This window comes from Streptomyces hypolithicus (assembly GCF_052934925.1).
On record NZ_CM128811.1, the window covers coordinates 1,501,253 to 1,523,928 of the forward strand.

28 protein-coding genes and 2 pseudogenes are annotated in these 22,676 nt (G+C 69.0%); 8 read left to right on the forward strand and 22 right to left on the reverse strand.

Annotation, left to right across the window (positions count from 1 at the left end):
• The first annotated feature begins 30 nt into the window (after positions 1-30).
• Entirely contained in the window at positions 31-306 is a 276-nt protein-coding gene (locus ACU6WZ_RS06835) for a transposase (protein WP_447033901.1), read from the forward strand.
• On the opposite strand, the gene ACU6WZ_RS06840 is transcribed toward ACU6WZ_RS06835, so the two are convergent.
• From ACU6WZ_RS06840 to ACU6WZ_RS06910, 15 genes and pseudogenes are all read right to left on the reverse strand, one after another.
• Positions 239-808: a transglycosylase SLT domain-containing protein gene (locus ACU6WZ_RS06840; RefSeq protein WP_447032219.1), complete on the reverse strand. Its 570-nt coding sequence runs from the start codon at positions 806-808 to the stop codon at positions 239-241. The two genes, ACU6WZ_RS06835 and ACU6WZ_RS06840, sit on opposite strands and share 68 nt — an antisense overlap.
• A 273-nt stretch (positions 809-1,081) precedes the next feature.
• Positions 1,082-1,324, reverse strand: a complete 243-nt coding sequence (locus ACU6WZ_RS06845) for a gas vesicle protein K (protein WP_447033902.1) — start codon at positions 1,322-1,324, stop codon at positions 1,082-1,084.
• Between the two features lie 80 nt (positions 1,325-1,404).
• The gene (locus ACU6WZ_RS06850) at positions 1,405-1,632 is read right to left on the reverse strand and encodes a gas vesicle protein (RefSeq protein WP_447032220.1); all 228 of its coding nucleotides are present in this window, start codon (positions 1,630-1,632) and stop codon (positions 1,405-1,407) included.
• A 3-nt stretch (positions 1,633-1,635) separates the two neighbouring features.
• Positions 1,636-2,085: a GvpL/GvpF family gas vesicle protein gene (locus tag ACU6WZ_RS06855; RefSeq protein ID WP_447032221.1), complete on the reverse strand. Its 450-nt coding sequence runs from the start codon at positions 2,083-2,085 to the stop codon at positions 1,636-1,638.
• A gap of 32 nt (positions 2,086-2,117) precedes the next feature.
• Positions 2,118-2,486 (reverse strand): annotated as a pseudogene (locus ACU6WZ_RS06860) (GvpL/GvpF family gas vesicle protein); the annotation flags it as partial.
• Positions 2,483-2,845 (reverse strand): gas vesicle protein, encoded by a 363-nt coding sequence (locus ACU6WZ_RS06865; RefSeq protein WP_447032222.1) that lies wholly within the window; start codon positions 2,843-2,845, stop codon positions 2,483-2,485. The gene ACU6WZ_RS06865 and the pseudogene ACU6WZ_RS06860, both read right to left, overlap by 4 nt.
• A gap of 34 nt (positions 2,846-2,879) precedes the next feature.
• Positions 2,880-3,071: pseudogene (locus tag ACU6WZ_RS06870) on the reverse strand (hypothetical protein); the annotation flags it as partial.
• Between the two features lie 107 nt (positions 3,072-3,178).
• Entirely contained in the window at positions 3,179-4,960 is a 1,782-nt protein-coding gene (locus ACU6WZ_RS06875) for a reverse transcriptase/maturase family protein (protein WP_447028974.1), read from the reverse strand.
• Between the two features lie 458 nt (positions 4,961-5,418).
• Positions 5,419-6,138, reverse strand: a complete 720-nt coding sequence (locus tag ACU6WZ_RS06880) for an IS5 family transposase (protein WP_447028975.1) — start codon at positions 6,136-6,138, stop codon at positions 5,419-5,421.
• 154 nt (positions 6,139-6,292) lie between these two features.
• Positions 6,293-7,321: an SRPBCC family protein gene (locus ACU6WZ_RS06885; RefSeq protein WP_447032223.1), complete on the reverse strand. Its 1,029-nt coding sequence runs from the start codon at positions 7,319-7,321 to the stop codon at positions 6,293-6,295.
• Between the two features lie 6 nt (positions 7,322-7,327).
• Positions 7,328-8,251 (reverse strand): histone protein, encoded by a 924-nt coding sequence (locus tag ACU6WZ_RS06890; RefSeq protein WP_447032224.1) that lies wholly within the window; start codon positions 8,249-8,251, stop codon positions 7,328-7,330.
• A 7-nt stretch (positions 8,252-8,258) separates the two neighbouring features.
• Positions 8,259-8,507 carry a gas vesicle protein GvpG gene (locus ACU6WZ_RS06895; RefSeq protein ID WP_447032225.1) on the reverse strand — a complete coding sequence of 83 codons (249 nt, stop codon included), beginning with the start codon at positions 8,505-8,507 and terminating at the stop codon, positions 8,259-8,261.
• 1 nt (position 8,508) lies between these two features.
• Positions 8,509-9,300 carry a GvpL/GvpF family gas vesicle protein gene (locus tag ACU6WZ_RS06900; protein WP_447032226.1) on the reverse strand — a complete coding sequence of 264 codons (792 nt, stop codon included), beginning with the start codon at positions 9,298-9,300 and terminating at the stop codon, positions 8,509-8,511.
• Between the two features lie 3 nt (positions 9,301-9,303).
• Positions 9,304-9,816: a gas vesicle protein GvpJ gene (gvpJ, locus tag ACU6WZ_RS06905; RefSeq protein WP_447032227.1), complete on the reverse strand. Its 513-nt coding sequence runs from the start codon at positions 9,814-9,816 to the stop codon at positions 9,304-9,306.
• Between the two features lie 53 nt (positions 9,817-9,869).
• Positions 9,870-10,202: a gas vesicle protein GvpO gene (locus tag ACU6WZ_RS06910; protein WP_447032228.1), complete on the reverse strand. Its 333-nt coding sequence runs from the start codon at positions 10,200-10,202 to the stop codon at positions 9,870-9,872.
• 118 nt (positions 10,203-10,320) lie between these two features.
• Between ACU6WZ_RS06910 and ACU6WZ_RS06915 the strand changes: the two genes are divergently transcribed.
• The 3 genes from ACU6WZ_RS06915 to ACU6WZ_RS06925 all read left to right on the forward strand — a co-directional run bounded on the left by ACU6WZ_RS06915 (position 10,321) and on the right by ACU6WZ_RS06925 (position 12,560).
• Positions 10,321-10,545: a hypothetical protein gene (locus tag ACU6WZ_RS06915; RefSeq protein ID WP_447032229.1), complete on the forward strand. Its 225-nt coding sequence runs from the start codon at positions 10,321-10,323 to the stop codon at positions 10,543-10,545.
• A gap of 153 nt (positions 10,546-10,698) precedes the next feature.
• Positions 10,699-12,066 carry a molybdopterin-dependent oxidoreductase gene (locus ACU6WZ_RS06920; protein ID WP_447032230.1) on the forward strand — a complete coding sequence of 456 codons (1,368 nt, stop codon included), beginning with the start codon at positions 10,699-10,701 and terminating at the stop codon, positions 12,064-12,066.
• Positions 12,063-12,560 (forward strand): hypothetical protein, encoded by a 498-nt coding sequence (locus ACU6WZ_RS06925; protein WP_447032231.1) that lies wholly within the window; start codon positions 12,063-12,065, stop codon positions 12,558-12,560. The genes ACU6WZ_RS06920 and ACU6WZ_RS06925 overlap by 4 nt, the downstream gene beginning before the upstream one ends.
• A 37-nt stretch (positions 12,561-12,597) precedes the next feature.
• Here the strand turns inward: ACU6WZ_RS06925 and ACU6WZ_RS06930 are convergent, their stop codons facing one another.
• Complete coding sequence (locus ACU6WZ_RS06930) at positions 12,598-13,449, reverse strand: lysophospholipid acyltransferase family protein (RefSeq protein ID WP_447032232.1); 852 nt, start codon at positions 13,447-13,449, stop codon at positions 12,598-12,600.
• A complete protein-coding gene (locus ACU6WZ_RS06935; RefSeq protein WP_447032233.1) occupies positions 13,446-14,132 on the reverse strand; it encodes a GNAT family N-acetyltransferase in 687 nt (228 codons plus the stop codon). Before ACU6WZ_RS06935 ends, ACU6WZ_RS06930 begins: the two co-directional genes overlap by 4 nt.
• Before the next feature lie 218 nt (positions 14,133-14,350).
• Between ACU6WZ_RS06935 and ACU6WZ_RS06940 the strand changes: the two genes are divergently transcribed.
• The 4 genes from ACU6WZ_RS06940 to ACU6WZ_RS06955 all read left to right on the forward strand — a co-directional run bounded on the left by ACU6WZ_RS06940 (position 14,351) and on the right by ACU6WZ_RS06955 (position 18,390).
• Positions 14,351-14,806, forward strand: coding sequence for a GNAT family N-acetyltransferase (locus ACU6WZ_RS06940; protein ID WP_447032234.1), 456 nt, complete (start codon positions 14,351-14,353; stop codon positions 14,804-14,806).
• 130 nt (positions 14,807-14,936) lie between these two features.
• Positions 14,937-15,512: a TerD family protein gene (locus ACU6WZ_RS06945; RefSeq protein WP_447032235.1), complete on the forward strand. Its 576-nt coding sequence runs from the start codon at positions 14,937-14,939 to the stop codon at positions 15,510-15,512.
• Positions 15,513-15,676: 164 nt separating this feature from the next.
• Positions 15,677-17,758, forward strand: a complete 2,082-nt coding sequence (locus ACU6WZ_RS06950) for an oxidoreductase (protein ID WP_447032236.1) — start codon at positions 15,677-15,679, stop codon at positions 17,756-17,758.
• Positions 17,759-17,823: 65 nt separating this feature from the next.
• Positions 17,824-18,390 carry a PadR family transcriptional regulator gene (locus ACU6WZ_RS06955; RefSeq protein ID WP_447032237.1) on the forward strand — a complete coding sequence of 189 codons (567 nt, stop codon included), beginning with the start codon at positions 17,824-17,826 and terminating at the stop codon, positions 18,388-18,390.
• Positions 18,391-18,433: 43 nt separating this feature from the next.
• On the opposite strand, the gene ACU6WZ_RS06960 is transcribed toward ACU6WZ_RS06955, so the two are convergent.
• The 5 genes from ACU6WZ_RS06960 to ACU6WZ_RS06980 all read right to left on the reverse strand — a co-directional run bounded on the left by ACU6WZ_RS06960 (position 18,434) and on the right by ACU6WZ_RS06980 (position 22,644).
• Positions 18,434-18,670, reverse strand: a complete 237-nt coding sequence (locus ACU6WZ_RS06960; protein ID WP_447032238.1) for an EF-hand domain-containing protein — start codon at positions 18,668-18,670, stop codon at positions 18,434-18,436.
• Between the two features lie 112 nt (positions 18,671-18,782).
• Positions 18,783-19,967: a YncE family protein gene (locus ACU6WZ_RS06965; protein ID WP_447032239.1), complete on the reverse strand. Its 1,185-nt coding sequence runs from the start codon at positions 19,965-19,967 to the stop codon at positions 18,783-18,785.
• Positions 19,964-20,752: a polysaccharide deacetylase family protein gene (locus ACU6WZ_RS06970; RefSeq protein ID WP_447032240.1), complete on the reverse strand. Its 789-nt coding sequence runs from the start codon at positions 20,750-20,752 to the stop codon at positions 19,964-19,966. Before ACU6WZ_RS06970 ends, ACU6WZ_RS06965 begins: the two co-directional genes overlap by 4 nt.
• A 378-nt stretch (positions 20,753-21,130) precedes the next feature.
• Positions 21,131-21,646: an ATP-binding protein gene (locus ACU6WZ_RS06975; protein WP_447032241.1), complete on the reverse strand. Its 516-nt coding sequence runs from the start codon at positions 21,644-21,646 to the stop codon at positions 21,131-21,133.
• Between the two features lie 230 nt (positions 21,647-21,876).
• Complete coding sequence (locus tag ACU6WZ_RS06980) at positions 21,877-22,644, reverse strand: enoyl-CoA hydratase/isomerase family protein (RefSeq protein ID WP_447032242.1); 768 nt, start codon at positions 22,642-22,644, stop codon at positions 21,877-21,879.
• Positions 22,645-22,676 lie beyond the last annotated feature (32 nt).

Genomic DNA, 22,676 nt, shown 5'->3' on the forward strand with positions numbered 1-22,676 from the left:
GGTTGCATCGCAGGTCACAGGCTTAACGCACTGGTGTTGTACTCGAGTGATGTCTCCGACGAGCAGTGGGCGTTGGTCGAGCCCGTGATCAGCGCCTGGAAGGCCGGGCACCCGTCGGTCAGTGGCCACCAGGGCAGATATGCGATGCGGGAGATCGTGAACGCGATCCTGTACCAGAACCGCACCGGCTGCCAGTGGGACCTGTTGCTGCGCGCTCGCCGCGGCTCGTACATGCCGGTCAGTAGGCGGAGTCGACGTTGTCGATGGAGCCGTACTTGTCGGCGGCGTAGTTGGCAGCCGCGGTGATGTTGGCGACCGGGTCGGTCAGGTCCTGCGGCGTTCCGCTGACGTGGTAGGCGTCGAAGGTCGGCTGGATGACCTGGAGCAGGCCCTTGGACGGCGTGCCGTTCTGGGCGTTGACGTCCCAGTTGTTGGCTGCGTCGGGGTCGCCGCCGGACTCGCGGATGATGTTGCGGTGCAGGCCTTCGTAGCTGCCGGGGATGTCCTTGTCCTTCATGATGTCCAGGGACTCACGGATCCAGCCGTCGAGGTTGTCGGGGTAGCTGGAATCCTTGTCCGCCTTCTTGGGGAGCGTGTGGGCCTGCGCGGAGACCGCGGATGCCGAGTCCTTGGCCGCGGCCACGCCCTGAGGGGCCGGCTGGGCCGCCTGCGCGGGAGACGGAGCGAGCGTGAGGGCCGCTGCTGCGGCGCCGGTGGCGCAAAGGCTGCCGACCGAGAACTTACGCATCCTTGTGGCGCGGCTGACAAGGGTCCGGGACTGGGCGGGCATACGGATGAGACTCTCCATTCGATGGCTGCAAGGGGCGCCGCGGGAGCGGTCGGCTCACCGGGGCTCGAACCATCGTTAGCGGTGGTGGGAGATGTCCGCAATGACCCTGCATACTACGTTTCTACGTAGGAAAGGGCAGCCAAGAAGCGACAGAGCGGTGCGTAGGGCGGGTGGGGCGCGCACGGGCCCGTTGTCCGGGCGCCGTGGCGTACCTCCTACCGTGCTTCGTATGTGATCCGGGCCCTATGGGCGGGCTCACAGCCACACGGCACGGCGGCGGGGGTCGGCGGGTCAGTCGCGCGGCAGGAGAGTGCCGAGGGGGCCCAGGTCCAGGTTGAGGTCTTCGGGGCTCAGTCCGTGCTGGTCGCACAGTTCGCTCATGCGCTCGTCGAGCAGCATGAGCGTGGTGCCGATCTCGTCCACCTGGGCATCGGTGAGGTCGCCCTGCTCGACGCGGCGGATCGCCTGGCGTTCCATGAGCTGGCGCAGTAGCTCGACCACGGTGAGCACCAAGGTGACCAGGTCACGGCCCATCCGGTCCCGGTCGATGTCGAGTCGCGCGGTCGGGATCGGGGTCGTGGGTGCTGGTGCGATTGGGGACGGGGTTGGGGTTGTCACAGGGGTCCTCCGTCGGCCCACGGGGCGGGGACACGCTCGCCGACGGACGACAGCAGCACGTGCAGGGAGAGGCGTACCAGCGGGACGTCGGCGATCGCGATGACCAGGTCTCCGCTGATCACCACCCCGGTCGCCAGCAGGCGGTCCAGCAGGTCGACGAGCGGTACACCGATCGGCCCTGACAGCGGTCCGGGGGTGTCCCAGGGCACCACTTCACGCGCCATGTCTCACACCTCGCCGACGAAGGAGTACGGCACCCAGGGCCCCGAGATCTCGATCTGCGCCCCGGTCCGCCGGCCCAGGGTCTGCGCCAGGATCTCCAGGTCCCGGGCCCGCTGATCGGCCACGAGGTAGGTGGCGTTGAGGACTTGCGTACGTCCCTCCCCCGTCACCTCCCGGCCGTGGGGCCGGAGCCTGCGGGAGTCGGCGGCAAGGGCGCGGACTTCGGCGTCCACCTCTTCGGCGATGCGCAACGTGTCTTCGTGCTGTCGCTCCCAGCGCTGCTGGATGCCGCGCTTGCGCTCCAGGTACGCCAGCCCGGCGCCCGGAGCCGGGCGCGAGCGGTCGCGGGGCGCGGGGGGCGGGGCTGCGGCGTGTCGGCAGGGGTGCCGCGGGGGTCTGGGGTGGGGGCGTCCGGGGAGTTGGGGGCGTGGGCGGCGTACACCTTCACCCCCCATTCGGCGTGGTGCGCGATGCGCTGGAGGGCTGCGTCGAAACGGTTCGCCTCGGTGGTGAGAGCCTGGCAGGCCCGCTCGTCGCCCCGGTAGAGGGTGGCCAGCGGGAGCGGAACCGTGGGGCAGCGGGCGGCGGCCGCCGACACGACCTCGTGGTGGGCGCGGGCGCAGCGTTCGAGCTCCTCGACGTCCGACAGGCGCTCCTGCCACGCCTCGTCGGTGAAGTCGACGGCGGGTACGGCCTGCACGACTGCCGTCAGCCTCCCGAATCGCAGTGTGCGTACGGGCGCCTCCGCGAGGCCGGCCAGCTCCGCCACCGCTGCCGGATCGAGGCGGTGGCAGACGGCGAAGACGTAGGTGGCGAGGGCGTCGGGGTCGGGAGACACGGGGACGCGCTGGGTCATTTTCCTCGTTTCTCCTTGGTACGCGTGGCCGGCCGCGCGTCTTCGTCCGACCCGGATTCGAGCGCCTGCAGGCGCTCCCGCAGCTCGCGGTTCTCGTCCTGCAGGGCGCTGCGGTACGCGCGTGAGCTGAGCGCCGGGTCGGTCTCCCACCAGTCGATACCGGCCTTCTTCGCCGTGTCCACGGAGGAAACGAACAGGCGGAGCCGGATGGTCAGGAGCTCGATGTCGAGCAGGTCGATCTTGATGTCGCCCGCGATGACGATCCCCTTGTCGAGGACGCGTTCGAGGATGTCGGCGAGGTTGGTGGTCTGCGGTCCGGGGACGGGCTGGGTGTTCTGGCGGAAGTCGACATCAGTCACGTGGAGCCTCAGAGGCTGTCGGGTGGCCGGTTGATTACGCTGCGATGAGGTCCTCGGCGGTCTTGGCTCGGGCGGTCTTGCGGTGGGGTTCGTGGCTCCACCGGGAGGACTGCCCGGCGAGGCGGACGAGCATCAGGCGGATCATCGCCACCTTGATCATGGCCTCGGAGGTTGCGGTCAGTCGTTCGTAGTCCCGGGCCAGCCGGCGGTTTCGGACCAGCCAGCCGGATGGGTGGGCCGCGCAACGAGGTGCCCGTCGAGACGGGTCCTTTTCCGCGCGGCCTCCCGCCGAACCGGACATGACGGTTTCCCTGTCATCCGGCTCTCCAGTGATTACTGCGTGAGTGGTTTGACAGGCCGTTCTGCATGGATTCGGTCATGGCAAGTGTCGCAAGCCACAACCGTTTTGCGACGCCGTTGAAGCATGACGCGCGCCCAGTCAGAGGGCTGCCATCCGGCATGTGCGAGGTCGGCGAGCGCTCGGACATGGTGCACTTGCACATTGCCCTTACTTCCACAGATCTCGCACGTATCCGCCAGAAGTCTCGCGATGAGCTCCCTCTGCGGATAGTCCACTCGGACCGGCTCACGATCGGCGAGTTCCGCCGTCCGCTGACGTTGGAGTGGAATGCCACCGAACCGTGCAACCAGTGGTTTCCTGTTCTCTCGTTCGATGCGGGCCTCGAAAGCAACACGCGGCCCGTTCGGTGTCTCCAAGATGGTCTTGTGTTTCGCTGCCATCTTCGACACCGTTGAACGGTGCTTGCCAGCAAGGGTTTTGAGCATGGAGGTCTCCATGACCCATTGCAGACGATGCAGTCGGTATACATCACCGGCCAACAGGTAGTACTGGACAATTCCCCGGTAGACGGTTCCGAAGGTAGCGACAATTGCGTGGTCGTCGCTGTTCATCAGAGCCGGTTGCTTCGCGGGTTTTCCGTGAGCAAGGTAGGGGGAACATTTGGCCTTGATCACATCCAGCGGGACACGTAGCGCAATCTGTCCGTTGACCACACGGCGGCCGCGGGTGATTTTGCTGCTGTTCTGCTGGGTTGTGATCTCGTAGCCGAGGAACCGTGCCGCCTGGGTGCGGGCATGGGTAATCAGCGTCTTTTCCTGGGAGAGTTCCAGCTTGAGTTCTTCACGCAGGAACGTCGCCAGTCGCTGTTTGATTTCCTCGGCCTCGGCCTTCGGTCCGGTGAACCCGAGCAGGTGGTCGTCTGCGTAGCGCACATAGCGCAGCCGCCTGAATGCCGAATCGTCAGGATCGGCGCTTGGCAGGCTGTGCATCTGCTGACGCAGTCGGCGGGCCTCGACCCGATCACCGCGTCGGCGTGCTTTCGCCAACAGATTGGCCACCGCGAGATATTGCGGGTTACGAGCCCGGCGCTCTCCTCGGGTGTGTTCCGGAACCAGAACTCTCTCAACGAACTCGTCCAACTGGTGCAGGTAGATGTTGGACAGAACCGGGGAGGTCACTCCGCCTTGCGGTGCTCCGGAGAGCGTGGCTCCCCACCTCCAGTCCTCTACGTATCCGGCCGTCAGCATGTTCCGCACCAGCCGCAGGAACCGGTTGTCTCGGATCTTCTCCCCAAGAATCGAGAGCAGGACCTCATGGTCCAGACTTCCGAAGCAGTCGGCGATATCACCCTCGACAAACCAAGAGGTTCCGGTCCAGGTGTGAGCCACCTCGCGCAAGGCAGTGTGGCATCCCTTCCGGGGCCGGAACCCGTGGGAGTGGCCGGAGAACGTCGGCTCGTAATACGCTTCCAGCAGGAGGCGTACGACTTCGCCGACAAGTTTGTCCGACCACGTCGGCAATCCCAGTGGCCGCATTTTCCCATTCTTCTTGGGAATATTTACGCGTCGCACTGGACGGAATCGGTAACGCTCGTGGCGCATTGCATCAGTGATGCGTCCGATCTTCCGCTGGGACATGCCATCCACTGTTTCCTTCGTGACTCCGGGTGTCATCGCACCGTGGTTGGCGTAGATGCGCCCGTAAGCCAGTAGATACAACTGCGGGTTGAACATCTGTCGATACAGTTCGTCACACGGCAGGCCACGCCGGCCGCGCTCACGCAGGACACCCAGCACCGTTTCGGCGCTCTGCATTTCGCATACCTCCCGAGTCTCGGTGTCCGAATCACCTGGCCCCCTTCGCCCAATGCGGACGGCTTTCCCGTCCTCCTTGGCCGGTCGTTACTCCGGCGACTACTACGGGGCCTCCGTCGCCGTAGGACTCGCGTCCCGTAGGCGATCCCACGTTCGTCTCTGTCTGTACGTTCTAGCGCGACTTAGGCGTCCCATTCATCTCCTTGAATGCCCTCGCTGGGCATCGCTCCGTGCTCCGGAAGTGCACCGGGCAAGTATCGAACCCAGGGCAGAGCGCGGCGCCGGTTTCAGCCGTCTTTCCGGCGGATGGGAACTTGCATCTTCTGGAGATTGGGCTTCAAACAATCCAGTCTTCGCCATATCGCGCGGGCCGCCCAGCACACCGTCTCTGACAACTGAGCCCGGTCACTGGTTTTCTGACATGCTGTTGTCCCCTTCACCTTTCGGATCCAGGTAAGTCATTCGGCCCAGAAACCTCCTTCCGAGTTCCTCCCGGTTGAACCGGGGATACAAACAGAGCGCCTCGTGGCGCACAAACTTCGCTCTACGACCCAGCGGCGGGGCAGGACCTTGAAGCCCTTGACGTCGTCGGTCCGCTTCACGATCTCGACCACGATGCCCAACGCGTCCCGGGCCCATGAAAGCAGTGTGGAATCAACGGAGTTGGCGTATCCGCCATCGGCCCAGACCAGGCTGTTGGTGCGGAACGCCTTCGCGAGGCGGTCCAGGACGATGCGGCCTCCCGCCCGGTCCTGCACGGACGCGGAGGTGACCGCGACGACGAGCAGCAGGCCCATCGTGTCCACGATCACGTGCCTCTTGCGCCCTGTCGTTCGCTTGCCCGCATCGAACCCGCGGGCTTCGCCGCCCTCGCTGGTCTTGATCGACTGGGCGTCGATCACGGCGGCCGACGGCTCGGGATCGCGCCCGGCCCCGATCCGGACCTGGCGGCGGAGCTCGTCGTGGATGCGGTCCCAGGTGCCGTCCCGACGCCACTTGGCGAACCAGCGGTGCGCGGCATCCCAGGGCATCAAGTCGTGCGGGAGCATCCGCCACTGGCAGCCGGACCGCAGCACGTAGAAGATCGAGTCCAGCACCAGCCGGTCCCCGTACCTGCGTATCCCACCGCCTTTTCGCTGGTCAGGTACAGGAAGCAGGGGTTTGACGATGGCCCACATCGCATCGGTGAGACTGGACGGATAGCATGAGCCGCTGACGGCCCCGGAGTTGTCGCACGTATACACACCGCGTGATCATTCCGGGGCCTTCGTCATGCCTGACGACCGGAGTGACCGGTCACGCCCCGCTCACAACCGGCCACCCGACAGCCTCTCAGCCCTCTCTCTCGGCGTCAGCCTCTTCTTCGCCCTCGTCCTCCCAATCGCCTTCTTCCTCTTCGCCTTCCTCCTCTTCCTCCTCGGGTTCCTCGTCGTCCCCTTCCTCTTCCTCGCCCTCCTCCTCGACCTCGGAGTCTTCGCCCTCTTCGCCCTCGCCCTCCTCGCCCTCGCCCTCCTCAGCCTCTGCCGCCTCTTCCTCTTCCATCGCGTCCTCGTGCGTGACGGTCACCTCGCCGTCGCGGATTTCGCCGCGCCAGCCTTCCGCCTCTTCCTCTGTGAGGGTCACGAACCGCTGGAAGTGCTTGAAGTCCAGGCGCATGCGCCGCCCCTGGACGCGCCAGAGATTGCCCGTCTTCTCGAAGAATCCTGACGGGTAGTACTCGATGACCAGGACGATGCGGGTCAGCGTCGGCCCCAGCTCGTGGAAGCTGACCGCTCCGCGCGTGCTGCCCTTGGCACCCTCGGAGGTCCACACGATGCGGTCGTCGGGAATCTGCTCCTGGACCGTCGCCTTGAAGCTCCGGCTGGACGGCCCGATCTTGACCTTCCAGTCGCTGGCCATCTCGTCGCTCTTCGAGACGTCCCGGACGCCCTTGGCGAAGCTGCTGAAATTGTCGTACTGCGTCCAGTGGTCGTATGCCGTTCGCAGGGGCATACCCACGTCGAGTACCTCGACGATGTTCATGACCTTGCTGCCGCTGGACTTGCGCTTGCCCTTGCCGCCGCCCATGCCCACGGCGTCTTTGGCCTTGCCCACGACCTTGTCCTTGACGCCCTTCGCCTTCTCCGAGACGAACGCCTTCATCGGGGAGTCGCCCTGGAGCATGCGTTGGCCGATGGCCGGCAGCGAGCCGCCTTCCTGGGCGGAGTCTTTGAACTGGTCGGTGAGACCGGTCAGTTTGTCGCCCGCTTTCTCCGCGAGGCGCTCCGTCTGTGCGCCGAGGTAGCCCGTGACTTCCTGGCGGAGCCGGTCCAGTCCCGACGCCTGCCCCTCGGATTGTTCGTTCTTCGTCGTGTCAGCCATGACCGGCTACCTCCGGCGATTCGCGCGCTGGGACGTCTTCTTCGCCGCACTCTTCTTCGCCGGCGCCGACTTCTTCGCAGAGCTCTTCTTGGCCGGTGCGCTCTTCTTCGCCGGTGCGCTCTTCTTCGCCGGTGCGCTCTTCTTCGCCGGTGCGCTCTTCTTCGCCGGTGCCGACTTCTTCGCGGGTGCGCTCTTCTTCGCGGGTGCGCTCTTCTTCGCGGGTGCCGACTTCTTGGCCGGGGCACTCTTCTTGGCTGCGGCCTTCTTCGCCGGGGGCGACTTCTTGGCCGGGGAGGCGGCCTTCTTCCGGGCGTCGCTGCGGGGTGACGGCCGGCGGGCGGGCTCCCGGGAGCCCCTGCGCGGGCGTGGCTTCTCTTCCGGCTCCTCTTCTTCCCCCGGTTCTTCTTCCTCCGGTTCTTCCTCTTCCTCCGGCTCTTCCTCTTCCTCCGGCTCTTCTTCCTCCTCTTCCTCCTCCTCCGGCTCTTCCTCTTCCTCCTCCTCCGGCTCTTCCTCTTCCTCCTCCTCCGGCTCTTCCTCTTCCTCCGGCTCCTCCTCTTCCTCGTCCTCGAACTCCCCCTCCTCGTCCTCGCCCTCGCCCTCGTCCTCGTCCTCGTCGCGCTGCCCCAGGCGCGCCGTGCGGTCGCTGATGGCGTCCGCCAGCGAGCTCAGGCCCCGGTTGGCCGCTGCGGTGACCGCCTGGCGGCCCGCGCCGAGAACCTCGCCCTTCAACTGGTCCTGCAAATCCGCGAACTGCGAGATCTCGCCGAGCTTCTTCATCCCTTCGGCAGCGAGCTGACGTGGTTCGAGCCCGAAGCGCCGACCCGCCAGATACGTGGCCACGGTGATGGCCATTCGGCCCTTCTTCGTACGGCCCAGCACGTAGCCGCCGACGACCGCGACCGCGAGCGCCGCCTTTTGCTGATCATCCATGTCTGACTCACCTTCCAGCGTTGGGGTGCGAGGCCGACTCGTGCAGCCGGTCGAGCAGCCGTTCCTCTTCTCGCTCGAACTCTTCGAGCGTGATGTCTCCGTCTTCAAGTTCCTGGTTGAGCACAGCCAGTTGGGCGCGCAGCACCGCCGGGTCGTGCAGCTCGCGCTCAGCGGTGTCGTGGATCTTCTCCGCCACCCAGATGACTCCGCGGACCGGCGCCAGCGGAAGGGTGAGCAGTCCCGTGATCAGTCCCATCTCACGCTCCTGCGGCCGGTACGAGCTGGCCTTCGGCGGGGACGAAGCTGTAGCAGGGCAGCGGACCCGCCAGCCGCAGCTCGACGTGGTCGCGGTGCGCCGCACCGAATCGCCGCGCCGTCGTGCTGAACTTCTCGTGATCGGCCCGGTCGACGAGGAACGACACGTTCAGCGCGCACCCCTGGACCTCCGGCCCGTCGGCCACCGCCCGCGCCAGCGGCGTGAGCTCGCGCAGGGCCCGTTTCCCCGCGTCGGCGGCCCGGCGTGCGAGAGCCGCGGCGACCGCTTCGCCGAGCCGGAGGCTGGCCTCGTACCCAGGAGTACGGCGCACCGCCTCACGGAGCTTTCGGATGGTCGGCTCCTCGGCGACGAGGGCGGCGAGCGCTTTCTGCGCCGGAAGTGCTTTCACGTTGACCTCGAACCGGCCCTCCAGGTGCTCCAGGGCCGCGAGGTGGCGCACTTCGGCGCCGGCCAGCTGCTCACGTACGGTCTCCTCGTCCGGCGCGACCACGCCGAACCGCATGGGAAGGACCGGGCCGGCCTCGGCCAGGCGCATCAGCAGGTCCTGGTGCGCGAGCAGGTCGCGCCGCCGCGCACGCAACCGCTCGGGCGCGTCACTGACGACAGCGGACACCGGTCCCTGCCGGACCGTGCGCAGGGGAGCCGGCGGGTTGCCCACTCCGCTGCTGCCGCGCGGGAGCGGGGTGCCGGCCCGTACGACGGCGTAGACATACACACCGGCGTACGCACCGGCATGCACACCAGCGTTCGCACCGCTACCCGTACTCGTCACGGCTCACGCCTCCACGCGTCGGCGCCGACTGGCCTGGCTGCGGGAGGACGAAGAGGAAGAGGGCGCGCGGCGCTTCGGCCGTTCACGCTTCGGCTCCTCCTGCTCCTGCTCCTCCTCGTCGTAGTCCTCGGAGTCCTCGGAGTCCTCGGAATCGTCGTCGCCGCGACCGCCGACGGCCTTGCGCACGGTGTCACCGACGTTCTGCGCGGTCCGTTTCACCTTGCGCTTGCCGATGGACTTGGCAGCGCTGCCGCCGAGCAGTTCCGGGACGGTCGTACTGCCCGAGTCGCGCTCCAGGTCCAGCCGGTTGCAGGCCTCGGCGAACCGCAGGTAGGTGTCGACGCTCGCCACGACGATGCGCGCGTCGATCTTGAGGATCTCGATGCCGACCAGGGAGACCCTGACGAACACATCGATCACCATGCCCCGGTCAAGGATGAGTTCCAGCACGTCGTACAACGTGCCGGAGCGTGGCGGGCACGCGACAACCTCGTCGGAGTAGGTGGTCGTGGGCATGGGGGACGTCCTCTCAGCTGGTGGGCCACGCACTGTGGGCGGGCCCCGGCGCGCTACTCGTCGGCGGAGCCTCTTCGGTAGCGGCGGACCCTGCGGTATTCCTGCAGCTCGCCGTCCTCGTCGAGCAGCACCTCATAGGAGGCGAGGAGGCTCGTGGTGTCCGGGATCCGGGGCACTTCGAGGACGTCCACGACGACGCACCAGCCGTCCTCGTTGGGGCGTACGGCCGACACACCCTCCGAGGGGTGGCCGATCAGCCCCTCCAGCCCCTGGCAGGCGGACCGTGCGGCGTGCAGCGGCCCTCGCCCGGACGCCTGCCTGGATGCGGGGCGGCGGGCGGTCGACGTGGAAGAGGACCGGGACCGCGTGCGACGTTGTTCTGCCATGTGACCAAGTCGAGTCTGATGAGGATCGCCCGCGCCGCATCTTGAGCGGCTCCACCGGCGTAGCGTGGAGTTCATCCGGTTAACCCGGTGAGGGGACGGAGAGGGTGGTGAGGCGCCGATGTGCACCGAGCGTGGCCTCGACCCGCACACCACCCGTACGGCTCTGACCAGGCAGGCCGCGCGGTACGACGACCGGGCCGAGCGGGCGCGCTCCCGGGGGCGGTCCCGCAAGGCAGCGCGACTGCGGGCCGCGGCGGACCGCTGCCGGGCCTCCGCACAGCCGGCGGCCGACGGATCAGGGAGCGCCGGGGCGGCCCCCGGCCGGCGGACAGAAATGACATGAGTCTGACGCCGTGATCCGGATCCCGCGGATTCGGTACGGGCGCGTCTAGGGTCGGCATGCGGCGGTGCTCGCCGTTCGGCGAACCGCACTCTTAGAACCGCTCCGCGACCGCATTCCGTCAACCGCGTTCCGTAAATCGCGCAAGGACTCCGCATGGGTGACACCCACGGCAAAGACGAATCTCCCCCCGTTCCTCCCCCCGCGCCCGCCACCCCGCCGCCACGGACACGCGTGGCGGATCTGCTGCGCGAGGGTCCGCCCATCGGTCCGACGCGGCCGGGGTTTTGGCGCAGTCCCATCCGGGGGCCCTGGCTGACGTCGGTGCTCGGGACGGTTCTGCTCTTCGGGCTGCCGCTGCTGATGCTGACCGGGCTGCTCTCGTACGCCGCGTACAACCCGAATCTCGCGGGCAACGACCAGACGCCCCAGCGGGGATGGCTGGGCTTCTATCTCTTCTCCTGGCCCACCGAGCCGTCCTGGCTCTACCGCCTCAACCAGGGCGTCCACGTCACCGTCGGCATCGTGCTGATCCCGGTGCTGCTGGCGAAGCTGTGGTCGGTGATTCCGCGCCTCTTCGCCTGGCCGCCGGTCAGGTCCGCGAGCCAGGTGCTGGAGCGAGTGTCGCTGCTGCTGCTCGTCGGCGGTGTGCTGTTCGTCTTCGCCACCGGCGTGCTCAACGTCCAGCTGGACTACATCTTTCCCGGCTCGTTCTACGTCCTGCACTTCTACGGGTCCTGGGTGTTCATCGGCGCCTTCGTCGTACATGTCGCCTTCCGCATCCCCGTGGTGATGCGGACCCTGCGCGGCGGTGCGCTGCTGAGGGAACTGCGAACACCGGTCAGCCGTACGGAAGCCGAACCGCTCGACGAGACGGGCCTGGTGACTCCGGACCCTGCCCCGGCGACCATCTCCCGGCGGGGCGCGCTCGGCGTGGTGGGGGCGGGATCGGCGCTGCTGTTCGCGGTGACGGCGGGGCAGAGCATCGGCGGCCCGCTGCGCTACACGGCGCTGCTCGCCCCGCACGGCGAGGATCCGGGGCCGGGTCCGAACGGTTTCCAGATCAACAAGACCGCGGCGGGTGTGGGCATCAGGGCCCAGGACATCGGGCCCGACTGGCGGCTCGTCGTACGGGGCCCTGGCACCCGTCGGATCCTGTCGCGCGAGGAGGTTCTCGCGCTGCCGCAACACACCGCGTCGCTGCCGATCGCCTGCGTGGAGGGGTGGTCCACCGGCAACCAGGAGTGGAGCGGGGTACGGCTGTCCGACCTGGCGGCGCTCGCCGGCTTCGACGGCCCAGCGCCAGGTGTGTTCGTCGAGTCCGCGCAGCGCAGCGGAGCCTTCCGCTCGGCCATGCTGCGCGACAACCAGGTCCGCGACAGCCGGTCGCTGCTGGCGCTGCGGGTCAACGGGGCGGTGCTGTCGGCGGACCACGGGTACCCGGCGCGCGTCATCGTCCCGGCCAACCCAGGGGTCCACAACACCAAATGGGTCACCCGGCTGACTTTCGGAGAGGGCGCATGAGCGCGCGCATGAGCGGCTTCCGGGCGCGCTACGGGGCCTCGCCCCTGCATCTGCTGCTGACGCTGGGCTCGTTCGCCCTCACGGGGTACGCGGGCATCCGGCTGCTGGAAGGCAAGGAACCGTGGATGGTCGTGGTGTGGTTCGTCGGAGCGGCTCTCCTGCACGACCTCGTCCTGCTGCCCGTGTACGCGGTCATCGACCGCGCAGCGCAGAGCCTGCTGCGGGGCCGTCGCCCAGCGCGGGGGTGGATCAACTACGTCCGGGTGCCGGTCTTCCTGTCCGGCGTGCTGCTCCTGACGTACTTCCCGCTGATCCTGGGGCAGGTGGACAACTACACGAAGGACACCGGCCTGTCCGACGCCGGGTTCCTCCCGCGCTGGCTGCTCATCACCGCTGCCCTGTTCGGCGCCTCGGCCATCGTCCTGCTGGTCCGGACGGGGCTCTCGGGCGGCGCGGGCGCAGCGGCGCCACAGGAGCGCCGCGACCCCGAGTGACGAGGTCGGGTGCCCGCTCCGAGGAATCTGTGGGACCTCATACGGCAGACGCGGCGTCATGGGCGAGAGGACCGACGGGCGCCACCCGGGGACTTCGCCCACACCGGCTCGGCACGGCACGGCCGACGGCCGCCTGGGCCTCGGCCGCCAGCGCCCGGCGGCCGGACGGCGGCAGCGGGGCGTGCGGAGTGACGCGTACCGTCAGGTCGGCGGCGCCCGTCACGCGGCGCAGCGAGGTGAGGAAGTCCTCCTCGCCGAGGAAGGCCGCCACCGTACTGGGGGCGCCCCGCTGCTCGTAGCCGATCGTCACCGGCCGTACGGGCGCACCCGCGTCGACCGCCGCCTGGAACGTGGCCCGCCGGAACCGGCCGCCCGGTGCGGAGCACCAGGTGGTGGCCTGCGGGAAGACCAGGACGGACCGCCCGGCGCGCAGCGTCGTGGCCAGGTCCGCCACGGCGGCCGGCAGCGCCCGTACTCCTTCGCGGTCGATGAAGCGGGTGCCGACGCGCCGCGCCAGGGTGCCGACGACCGGCCACTGCCCGATCTCCCGCTTGGCGAGGAGCGTCACGGGCTCCACGGCGAGTACGGCGACGACATCGAGCCAGGAGACGTGGTTGGCCACGAGCAGTGTGCCGGGCCCGCCCGCCGACGCCGCCACGGTGAGTGGCTGCGGCCCGGCCTCCAGTCGTATGCCGAGGGCGCCGAGGATGCTGCGGGCCTGATCGCGCAGCGTCCCGGGGTCGGCGAGCCGACCGCCCAGGGACACACCCCGGCCGATGGCGTACGTCAGGGCGGCGCATCGGCGTACGGTCTCGGCGAGCGGGACCCTGGGGGCGGCATGGGTGGCACAGTCCGGCGCGCATCCGACGTCCACGGCCCAGGGGGTCACCGGGTCTCCCCCAGGAAGTAGCGGCGGTAGCGGTCGCCGAGGCGGTCCATGTCCAGCAGGACGAAGAAGTCGGCGACGTCGAACTCGGGGTCGTGGGCGGGCGCCCCGCACATCCAGGCGCCGAGCCTCAGGTAGCCGCGGAGCAGCGGCGGCAGGTCGGCGTAGCCGGGTTGCGCGGGCGGCGGCCCGGTGGGGGTCCATGGCCGGTGGGGGTGCACGCGCAGTTCGGGCGGGGCGGCGTGCTTCGACGTACCGAGGAGCCAGGCGCTGGACGCGGCCGCGCCACCGTCGGCGAGGGGTACGGAGGCGCAGCCGGCGAGGTAGCGGTGGCCGGAGAGCAGGACGTAGCGGGCCAGTGCGGACCACATCAGGTTGATCACGGCGCCGGAGCGGTGGTCGGGGTGTACGCAGGAGCGGCCCGTCTCGATCATGGCGGGACGCAGGCCGCCGAGGGCACCCAGGTCGAATTCGCTGTCGGAGTAGGACCGTTCGGCGCGTCCGGGCCGCAGCAGCCGGTAGGTGCCGACGACCTCTCCGGTGGCGCTTTCGGTGACGATGAGGTGGTCGACGAGGTCGTCGTACGCGTCCATGTCGTGGCCCGGCAGCGGCGAGTCGAGCCTGGCTCCCATCTCCTCACCGAAGACCCGGTACCGCAGGCGCTGCGCGGCCCGGATCTGGTCCACGGAGTCGGCGATGGAGGTGACGTAGGTCTGGGGGGGGTGGCCGCTGCGGGCGCGGTGGGGGCTGGAGTGATGGCTGTGATGGCTGTGGCTGCCGTGCCTGCTGTGGTTGCGGCTGCGGTTGTCGGGTGCATGAGGGCCGGACGCCGGATCGGACGGGTGAACTCCAGGGGCGGCCGGCCGGCTCGCCCGACAGGCGACACTCGGGTAATACTCCTGGGATGGCATCAAGCATTACGGGCATCCGGCGGGCGACCCCGCGGGACGCGAAGCGGCTCACCCGGCTCGTACGGACCTCGGGGGCGTACGAGGGGCACTACGCCCCGATGGTCGCCGGGTACCGGGTCGGCCCCGACTACATCGAGACGCACCGGGTCTTCGTGACCACCGGCGCCGACGGCCGGGTGCTCGGGTTCTACGCCCTGGTCCTCGACCCGCCGGAACTCGATCTGATGTTCGTGGCCGACTCCGCCCAGGGGCTCGGCATCGGCCGCCTGCTGATGGCCCACATGCTCGACGAGGCCCGTGGCGCGGGGCTCAGGGAAGTGCGTGTGGTCTCCCATCCGCCCGCCGAGGGCTTCTATCTCGGCGTGGGCGCGCGGCGCACAGGGACGCTCCTGGCGAGTCCGCCGGCGGTGATGTGGGACCGCCCCGAGCTCGTCATTGAGGTGTGCTGACCCGGTCGCGTCGCGGACCTGCCGCCATTCGGAGGACATCCGGGAACTGAGCGGGCGGCGCAAGCGTTGGCGGGGTGGGCAAAGAGATCGTCAAAGGGCGCGGCCCGCGCCGGATTGAGCAGGGATCTTCATGGGTGTCAGTCTCTCCAAGGGCGGCAACGTCTCGCTCTCCAAGGAAGCCCCTGGTCTGACCGCTGTCACGGTCGGCCTGGGCTGGGACGTACGCAGCACGACCGGGACCGACTTCGACCTCGACGCCAGCGCCCTGCTGGTAGATGTCAACAACAAGGTCGTGTCCGACCAGCACTTCGTCTTCTTCAACAACCTCAAGAGCCCCGACGGCTCCGTGGAGCACACCGGTGACAACCTCACCGGTGAGGGCGAGGGCGACGACGAGCAGATCAAGGTGGGCCTCTCCACGGTCCCCGCCGAGGTCGACAAGATCGTCTTCCCGGTGTCGATCCACGAGGGCGAGAGCCGCGGCCAGAGCTTCGGCCAGGTCCGCAACGCGTTCATCCGGGTCGTCAACCAGGCCGACAGCAACGAGCTCGCCCGTTACGACCTCTCCGAGGACGCCTCGACCGAGACCGCCATGGTCTTCGGCGAGCTCTACCGCAACGGCGCGGAGTGGAAGTTCCGCGCGGTAGGCCAGGGGTACGCCTCGGGCCTGCGCGGCATCGCGACGGACTTCGGCGTCAACATCTAGTACGCCATCCAAGTACGCCCCAGAGGCTGTCCGCGCCGTCGGGCGCGGGCAGCCCCCGGCGGCACCCAGGCAGGCCCCCGGCCGCCCTGCGTTGCCGAACTCACACCGCCCATCTTTATGCAACTTGTTGCACAACACATGCCGCGTGGACTACACATTGCGGCATGAGTCCGACGCCTGCGCCCTCCGCGTACCCGCACCTGCTGAGCCCCCTCGACCTGGGCTTCACAACCCTCCCCAACCGCGTGCTGATGGGTTCCATGCACGTCGGACTCGAAGAGGCCGAGCGCGGCTTCGAGCGGATGGCCGAGTTCTACGCGACCCGCGCCCGCGGCGGCGTCGGCCTCATGGTGACCGGCGGCATCGCCCCCAACGACCGCGGCCGCCCCTACCCCGGCGGCGCCAAGCTGACCACCCCCGAGGAAGCCGCGCAGCACCGGCAGGTGACCGACGCCGTACACCGTGAGGGCGGCAGGATCGCGATGCAGATCCTGCACTTCGGGCGGTACGCCCACCACCCCGACCTGGTCGCCCCCAGCGCCCTCCAGGCCCCCATCAGCCCGTTCACACCCAACGCCCTGACCGACGACGAGGTCGAGGAGACCATCGGGGACTTCGTGCGCACCGCGGCGCTCGCCAAGTCCGCCGGGTACGACGGCGTCGAGATCATGGGGTCAGAGGGCTACCTGATCAACGAGTTCATCGCCTCCCACACCAACCACCGCGAGGACCGGTGGGGCGGGTCGTACGAGAACCGAATCCGCTTCCCCATCGAGATCGTCCGCCGGGTGCGCGAGGAGGTCGGGGCCGACTTCATCCTCATCTACCGGCTCTCCATGCTGGACCTGGTCCCCGGCGGCTCCACACTCGACGAGGTGATCACCCTCGCCCGGCGGATCGAGGCAGCCGGAGCGACCATCATCAACACCGGCATCGGCTGGCACGAGGCCCGCATACCCACCATCGCGACCTCCGTGCCGCGCGGCGCGTACGCCTGGGTGACCAAGAAGGTCATGGGCTCGGTGTCCATTCCACTGGTGACCACAAACCGCATCAACACCCCCGAACTCGCCGAGGAACTCCTCGCCGACGGCTGCGCAGACCTGGTCTCGCTCGCCCGCCCCTTCCTCGCCGACCCCGACTTCGTCGCGAAGGCCCGCGCCGGGCGCGCCGACGCGATCAACACCTGCATCGGCTGCAACCAGGCCTGCCTCGACCACACTTTCAGCGGGCTGATCACCTCCTGCCTGGTCAACCCGCGCGCCTGTCACGAGACCGAGCTGGTCCTCTCCCCCACCCGCCGCTCCAAGCGTGTCGCCGTCGTCGGCGCCGGCCCGGCCGGGCTCGCCTGCGCGGTGACGGCGGCCGAACGCGGTCACACCGTGACGCTGTACGACGCCTCCGACGTGATCGGCGGCCAGCTGAACATCGCCCGCAGGGTCCCCGGCAAGGAGGAGTTCAACGAGACGCTGCGCTACTTCCGCAACCAGCTCGATGAGCACAGCGTCGAGCTGCGCCTGAGCACCCCCGTCACCGCCGAGTCCCTGGCCGCCGCCGGATTCGACGAGATCGTCCTCGCCACCGGCGTCACGCCACGGATCCCGGCGATCGAGGGCATCGACCACCGCAGCGTCATCAGCTACCTCGACCTCCTGCGCGACGACGCCAAGGCCGGCGACCGCGTCGCGGTCATCGGGGCCGGTGGCATCGGGTTCGACGTCGCCGAGTTTCTAACGGACACCGCCCTCACGGACACCGGCCTCAAGGACACCGGCGACGGCGCCGAGGAGAGCGCGAGCCTCAGCCCCGAGGTCTTCTTCCGCCAGTGGGGCGTCGACATGGACTACGGCTCGCGCGGCGGCCTGGGGCTCCCCGTCCGCCCGCCGCAGACCCGCACCGTGCACCTCGTCCAGCGCAAGGCCACCAAGGTCGGCGCGGGGCTGGGCAAGACCACCGGCTGGATCCACCGCACAGAGCTCAAGCACCGCGGCGTCACGATGGTCGCGGGCGCCACGTACGACCGGATCGACGACGCGGGCCTGCACGTGACGGTCGACGGCGAACAGCGGCTGATCCCCGTCGACACGATCGTCCTGTGCACCGGCCAGGAACCCCGCCGCGAGCTGTACGACGTACTGCTCGCGGCCGGACACCCGGTGCACCTCATCGGCGGTGCGGACGTGGCCGCCGAGCTGGACGCCAAGCGCGCGATTCGCCAGGGCACGGAACTCGCGGCCGCCCTCTGACCGGCGTACCGGCGCCCGCCCGACGTCCGGCCGTCCCACCCGCCCGTCGTCCCTAGGATGCGGTCATGTCCCTCCCGCACGCGATCCTCACCGCCCTGCTCGAAAAGCCGTCGTCGGGGCTGGAGCTGACGCGCCGCTTCGACAAGTCCATCGGCTACTTCTGGTCCGCCACGCATCAGCAGATCTACCGCGAGCTGGGCAAGCTGGAGGAGTCCGGTGCGATCCGCGCACTTGCCGCCCAGCAGGCGACGCGGGGGCAGAAGAAGGAGTACGAGGTCCTGGCGGCCGGGCGCGCGGAACTGGCCGCCTGGGTCGCGAAGATCGAGGACCCCAAGCCGATCCGCGACGCGCTGCTGCTGCGCCTGCGGGCGGCCGGAGTGGTGGGCACCCAGGGTCTGCGGGCCGAGGTGCTGCGCCATCTGGACCTGCACCGGGCCCAGTTGGCGGAGTACGCCGCCATCGAGCAGCGCGACTTCGGCGAGGGCAGGCGCAGCGAAAGCGACCGGCTGCGCCATCTCGTCCTGCGTGCCGGGATCGACCTGGAGAACTTCTGGCTGAGCTGGCTGGAGGCTGCGCGGTCGGAACTGGCGGACCTGGACGCGAACGCCGGGGGCCCGGAACCCGCCCCCTGAACAAGGGCGGGGGGCGCTTCCGGGCCCCCGGCGGCGGGCCGCGTCAGCCCTTGTTCTGGGCGTTCTGGGCCTTGTTCTGCGACGCCCAGAACTCGTCGAAGGTGAGCTTGCCGTCACCGTTGCCGTCGTGGGAGTTGATCACGGCCTGGGCCACCGTCTCGGTGACGTAGGGGTCACCCAGCTGCGCCATGACGCTCTTGTACTCCACCGCGGAGATCGCCCCGTCCCCGTTGACGTCGTACCGCTCAAAGGCCTTGCGCGCCGACTCGATGTCCGCCACTTGATCCACCCCTTCTGCTGCTGTCAGAACAGGCACAGATTATCGGCCCGCCGGGGCTGCCCCGACAGACGCCCGGTCCGGGGGTGATCTGCGCATGCCGGCCCGGCCGGCGTCAGCGGAAGATGCCGGTGTGGCCGAGCGAGTAGCGGCCCGGCTGCGGGTAGACGGCGAGGCCGTGCGGGCCGCCGCCGACCGGGATGCGGGCGAGCTGCTTGCCGGTGGCGGTGTCGATTGCGTACACCTCCGAGTCGTAACGCCCCGACAGCCACAGCACCTTGCCGTCCGCCGAGACACCGCCCATGTCGGGGCTGCCGCCCTCCGGCAGGTGCCACTTCTTGGTCAGCTTGTTCTTCGCGAAGTCGAAGACGGAGATCGATCCCTCGCCCCGGTTGGGTACGTACATCTCCTTGGAGTCGCGCGAGACATAGAGGCCGTGGCAGCCCTTGCCCGTGGGAAGCAGCCGGGGGGTGGTGAACTTCTTGCCGTCCAGGACCCACATGCCGTGCGCCATCATGTCGGCGATGTAGAAGGTCTTGCCGTCGGGCGAGATCTTCACGTCCTGCGGCATCGCACCCGCGAAGGGGAGCTTCTGCTGGCCGATGACCTCCATCTTCTCGGTGTCGACCTTGAGCAACTCGCCGGAGAACTCGCAGGAAACGATGAAGTACCGGCCGTCGGCCGAGAAGTCGGCGTGGTTGACGCCGTAGCAGGAGACCGGCACGGTCTTGACCCGGTCCATGGTGTGCGGGTCACGGAAGACCAGCTCGCGGTCCATCGACGCCATGACGACGGCGTACTTGCCGTTGGGCGTGAAGTAGAGGTTGTACGGGTCGTGCACCTCAACCGGCTTGCCCGCCTTGGCGTTGGCCGGGTTGATCGGGGTGAGGGTGTGGCCGCGGTTGTTGTTGACCCACAGGGTCTTCATGTCCCAGGACGGGACGACGTGCTGCGGCTGGATGCCGACCGGGATGGTCTCGATGACCTTGTACGTCTTGGGGTCGATGACCGACACGGTGTTGGAGTTGGTGTTGGGGACGTAGACGCGGGACGGGAAGTTCTTGACCACCGATGACAGCTTGTTCGGCCGGTCGGCGGCGTAGATGTCCTCGGGGTCGAGCACCGGCGGCATCCCGGGAAGCCCGGGCGCGGCGGTCTTCTTGGCCTTGGCGGGCGGCACGATGCCGTTGGTGCCGAGGGTCTCGGTGCGGTCCTTGTCGTCGGGGCCGCCGCAGCCCACGAGGGCGGCCAGCAGGACGCCGGCGAGCAGCGCGGTCGTACGTCGGATGATCGTCGTCATCGGGTCAGCAGCTCCGTGGTCGTCACCGCGCGCAGGCCGCGGCGGTCGAGTTCGTCGAGGAGGGCGGGCAGGGCGGCGACCGTGTCCCGGTAGCCGAAGTGCAGGCTCACCACCGATCCGTTGCGGATCTCCCCGGTGACCTTGCCGGTGACGGCCGGGGCGCCGGGTGAGGTGAAGTCGAGCGAGTCGACGTCGTACGACAGGACGTGCGGGTAGCCCGCCCGGCGGGCCAGCCGCTGGACGAGCGGGGTGGCGTACTGGGTGCGTGAGGGGCGGAACCAGGTGCCGATGGAACCGGTGAGGCGGCGCAGCCGGTCTGCGCAGCCGGCGATCTCGGCGTACGCCTCCCGCTCCCCCATGGCGGAGATGGTGAGGTGGCGCTGGGTGTGGTTGCCGAGGTCGTGGCCGCCGTCGAGGATCGCGCGGGCGAGGCCGGGCTGGGCGTCGAGCCAGCTGCCGACGGCGAGGACGGTGATCCGGGCCCCGGCCCGTCGCGCCTCGGCGAGCACGGCCTTCGCGGTGGCAGGGTCGCCCTGGCCGTGGAAGGTCAGGGCGACCCGGGGGCGGTCGCGGGGGCCGTGCGTGATCTGGACGGGGAGGCCGGCGAAGCGGCGGGCTTCGGGGGCCGGCGGCGGGGCCTCGGGGCGGCGCGGCGGGGCAGCGGAGGGGGCGGCGGCGGGCGGATCGGCGGACGGTGTGCTGCCGCCGCCGACGCAGCCGGTGGCGAGCATCCCGGCGGTGGCCGCGCCCGCGCGCAGCACACCGCGTCGGCATGTCGGAGTCACGCGCCCATTTAACGGGGCATACGACCTGAAAATAACGATTGAACCGATTCACCGCGTTTCCGAGTCGAGCGCACGGGCCAGCCTGCGGCGACAGCGGGCGATGAATCACCCATGAAATCTCATATCTATGCGGCGTTTACGAGGTGGGTGGCTTAGCTCACCTACGATTCATTTCCGGTACGACACGTTTAGCCCGAAAATGCACCGATAGAAACTTTTGGTTGCGGGCCCGCTGTCTGCCATAGTCGGAGCCACGACCCCCATTGACCCGGGCCAGGTCGTCTTCACAGTCGTCGTGGACACACCCCTTTCCGTCCGCAACGCTTCACTGAGCCCCCGAGGCGGCCGGATTCCGGCGCCGCAGGGGGCTTTCGTGTGTCAGCGGTCGGTGGTGCGGTCGCTGACCCGCATCTCGAACCAGGTGGTCTTACCGCGCGGCAGCAGATCAACGCCCCACCGGTCGGACAGTTTGTCCACGAGGTAGAGTCCGCGGCCGCTCGTGTCCATCTCATGCACCGGCATCAGGCAGGGCAGACCCCGCGACGGGTCGCGCACCTCGACCCTGATCCAGCCCCTGCGCCGCAGCATGCGCAGTCCGAAGATCCGGGCGCCGGTGTGCCGCACGGCGTTTCCCACCAGCTCCGAGACAAGCAGCACCGCGTGCTCGGTGGTCTGCGGCGGGAGCGCCCACTGGCGGAACACCACGCCGTGCACGAGCCGCCGGGCCGCCGCCGCCGACTCGGGCCGCGAGGGCAGCCGTACTTCTTCCTCGGTCGGGTTCCCGAACAACTCCAGCGCCTTCAAGGCCTGTTCGTCGTCGATGCCCTGCGACCACCGCGCCGCGGTCGCGCTCCCGCGCGGCCGCGGCTGCTCCACATCCTCCAGCCCCGCCATGCCCCCATCATGGCCGCCCCGAGGGCCGCCGGGGGCCGTTCCGGCGGAATGGTCACCCCGGAACAGCCCCCGACCGGACGACACTTGGGCATATGCCGGTGACGGCACGGGGGCCCTCGCACCCCCTGCGAGCTGCGATGACATACTGCGTGCGACTGATCACCCGGCGTTTGGGGCCAGACCGTCTTGAGGATGCCTTAAGGCTCTCTTGAGCCGCAACACTCCACTCGTCAGAGGAACTTGGCCTTGCCAGGTCCCTCGTCCACGAAGCTGCGCATGCCGCGCTCGCGGTCCTCGGTCGCGAAGAGCCCGGCGAACCAGTTGCGTTCGACGGTGAGACCCGTGTCCAGGTCCGTCTCCAGGCCCGCGTCGACGCACTCCTTCGCCGCGCGCAGCGCCAGCGCGGGCCCCTGGGCCAGCTTCGCCGCCCATGCGTGCGCCTGCTCGTACACCTCGGCCGCCGGGACGACCCGGTCGACGAGACCGATCGTCAGCGCCTCGTCGGCCTTCACCATCCGTCCGGTGAAAATCAGGTCCTTCGCCTTGGAAGGGCCGACCAGCCGGGCGAGCCGCTGGGTGCCGCCGGCGCCGGGGATCAGGCCGAGCAGGATCTCGGGCTGGCCGAGCTTGGCGTTGTCCGCGGCGATGCGGAAGTCGGCGCACAGGGCCAGCTCGCAGCCGCCGCCCAGGGCGTAGCCGGTCACGGCGGCGACCACGGGCTTGGGGATGCGCGCCACGGCGGTGAACGCGTCCTGCAGGCCCCGGGACCGTACGACCATCGCCGCGTGGTCCATCGCCTGCATCTCCTTGATGTCCGCGCCGGCCGCGAACACCTTCTCGCCGCCGTAGACGACCACGGCGCGCACGTCTTCGCGCCGGGTCGCCTCTTCGGCCAGTTCGCGCAGACGGTCCTGGGTGGCGACATCCAGGGCGTTCATCGGGGGGCGGGCGAGGCGGATGGTGCCGACGCCCTCAGAGACTTCGAGATTCACAGTCATACGTGCGAGGTTAGCCCTCGTTAACCCGCAAG

What these genes read in the sequence shown, in the direction of transcription:
- ACU6WZ_RS06840 (WP_447032219.1), bottom strand. Translation starts at nt 808, where the DNA reads ATGGAGAGTCTCATCCGTATGCCCGCCCAGTCCCGGACCCTTGTCAGC.
- ACU6WZ_RS06845 (WP_447033902.1), bottom strand. Translation starts at nt 1,324, where the DNA reads ATGGGCCGTGACCTGGTCACCTTGGTGCTCACCGTGGTCGAGCTACTG.
- ACU6WZ_RS06850 (WP_447032220.1), bottom strand. Translation starts at nt 1,632, where the DNA reads ATGGCGCGTGAAGTGGTGCCCTGGGACACCCCCGGACCGCTGTCAGGG.
- ACU6WZ_RS06855 (WP_447032221.1), bottom strand. Translation starts at nt 2,085, where the DNA reads ATGGGGGGTGAAGGTGTACGCCGCCCACGCCCCCAACTCCCCGGACGC.
- ACU6WZ_RS06875 (WP_447028974.1), bottom strand. Translation starts at nt 4,960, where the DNA reads ATGCAGAGCGCCGAAACGGTGCTGGGTGTCCTGCGTGAGCGCGGCCGG.
- ACU6WZ_RS06880 (WP_447028975.1), bottom strand. Translation starts at nt 6,138, where the DNA reads ATGTGGGCCATCGTCAAACCCCTGCTTCCTGTACCTGACCAGCGAAAA.
- ACU6WZ_RS06885 (WP_447032223.1), bottom strand. Translation starts at nt 7,321, where the DNA reads ATGGCTGACACGACGAAGAACGAACAATCCGAGGGGCAGGCGTCGGGA.
- ACU6WZ_RS06890 (WP_447032224.1), bottom strand. Translation starts at nt 8,251, where the DNA reads ATGGATGATCAGCAAAAGGCGGCGCTCGCGGTCGCGGTCGTCGGCGGC.
- ACU6WZ_RS06895 (WP_447032225.1), bottom strand. Translation starts at nt 8,507, where the DNA reads ATGGGACTGATCACGGGACTGCTCACCCTTCCGCTGGCGCCGGTCCGC.
- gvpJ (WP_447032227.1), bottom strand. Translation starts at nt 9,816, where the DNA reads ATGCCCACGACCACCTACTCCGACGAGGTTGTCGCGTGCCCGCCACGC.
- ACU6WZ_RS06910 (WP_447032228.1), bottom strand. Translation starts at nt 10,202, where the DNA reads ATGGCAGAACAACGTCGCACGCGGTCCCGGTCCTCTTCCACGTCGACC.
- ACU6WZ_RS06915 (WP_447032229.1), top strand. Translation starts at nt 10,321, where the DNA reads ATGTGCACCGAGCGTGGCCTCGACCCGCACACCACCCGTACGGCTCTG.
- ACU6WZ_RS06920 (WP_447032230.1), top strand. Translation starts at nt 10,699, where the DNA reads ATGGGTGACACCCACGGCAAAGACGAATCTCCCCCCGTTCCTCCCCCC.
- ACU6WZ_RS06925 (WP_447032231.1), top strand. Translation starts at nt 12,063, where the DNA reads ATGAGCGCGCGCATGAGCGGCTTCCGGGCGCGCTACGGGGCCTCGCCC.
- ACU6WZ_RS06940 (WP_447032234.1), top strand. Translation starts at nt 14,351, where the DNA reads ATGGCATCAAGCATTACGGGCATCCGGCGGGCGACCCCGCGGGACGCG.
- ACU6WZ_RS06945 (WP_447032235.1), top strand. Translation starts at nt 14,937, where the DNA reads ATGGGTGTCAGTCTCTCCAAGGGCGGCAACGTCTCGCTCTCCAAGGAA.
- ACU6WZ_RS06950 (WP_447032236.1), top strand. Translation starts at nt 15,677, where the DNA reads ATGAGTCCGACGCCTGCGCCCTCCGCGTACCCGCACCTGCTGAGCCCC.
- ACU6WZ_RS06955 (WP_447032237.1), top strand. Translation starts at nt 17,824, where the DNA reads ATGTCCCTCCCGCACGCGATCCTCACCGCCCTGCTCGAAAAGCCGTCG.
- ACU6WZ_RS06965 (WP_447032239.1), bottom strand. Translation starts at nt 19,967, where the DNA reads ATGACGACGATCATCCGACGTACGACCGCGCTGCTCGCCGGCGTCCTG.
- ACU6WZ_RS06975 (WP_447032241.1), bottom strand. Translation starts at nt 21,646, where the DNA reads ATGGCGGGGCTGGAGGATGTGGAGCAGCCGCGGCCGCGCGGGAGCGCG.
- ACU6WZ_RS06980 (WP_447032242.1), bottom strand. Translation starts at nt 22,644, where the DNA reads ATGACTGTGAATCTCGAAGTCTCTGAGGGCGTCGGCACCATCCGCCTC.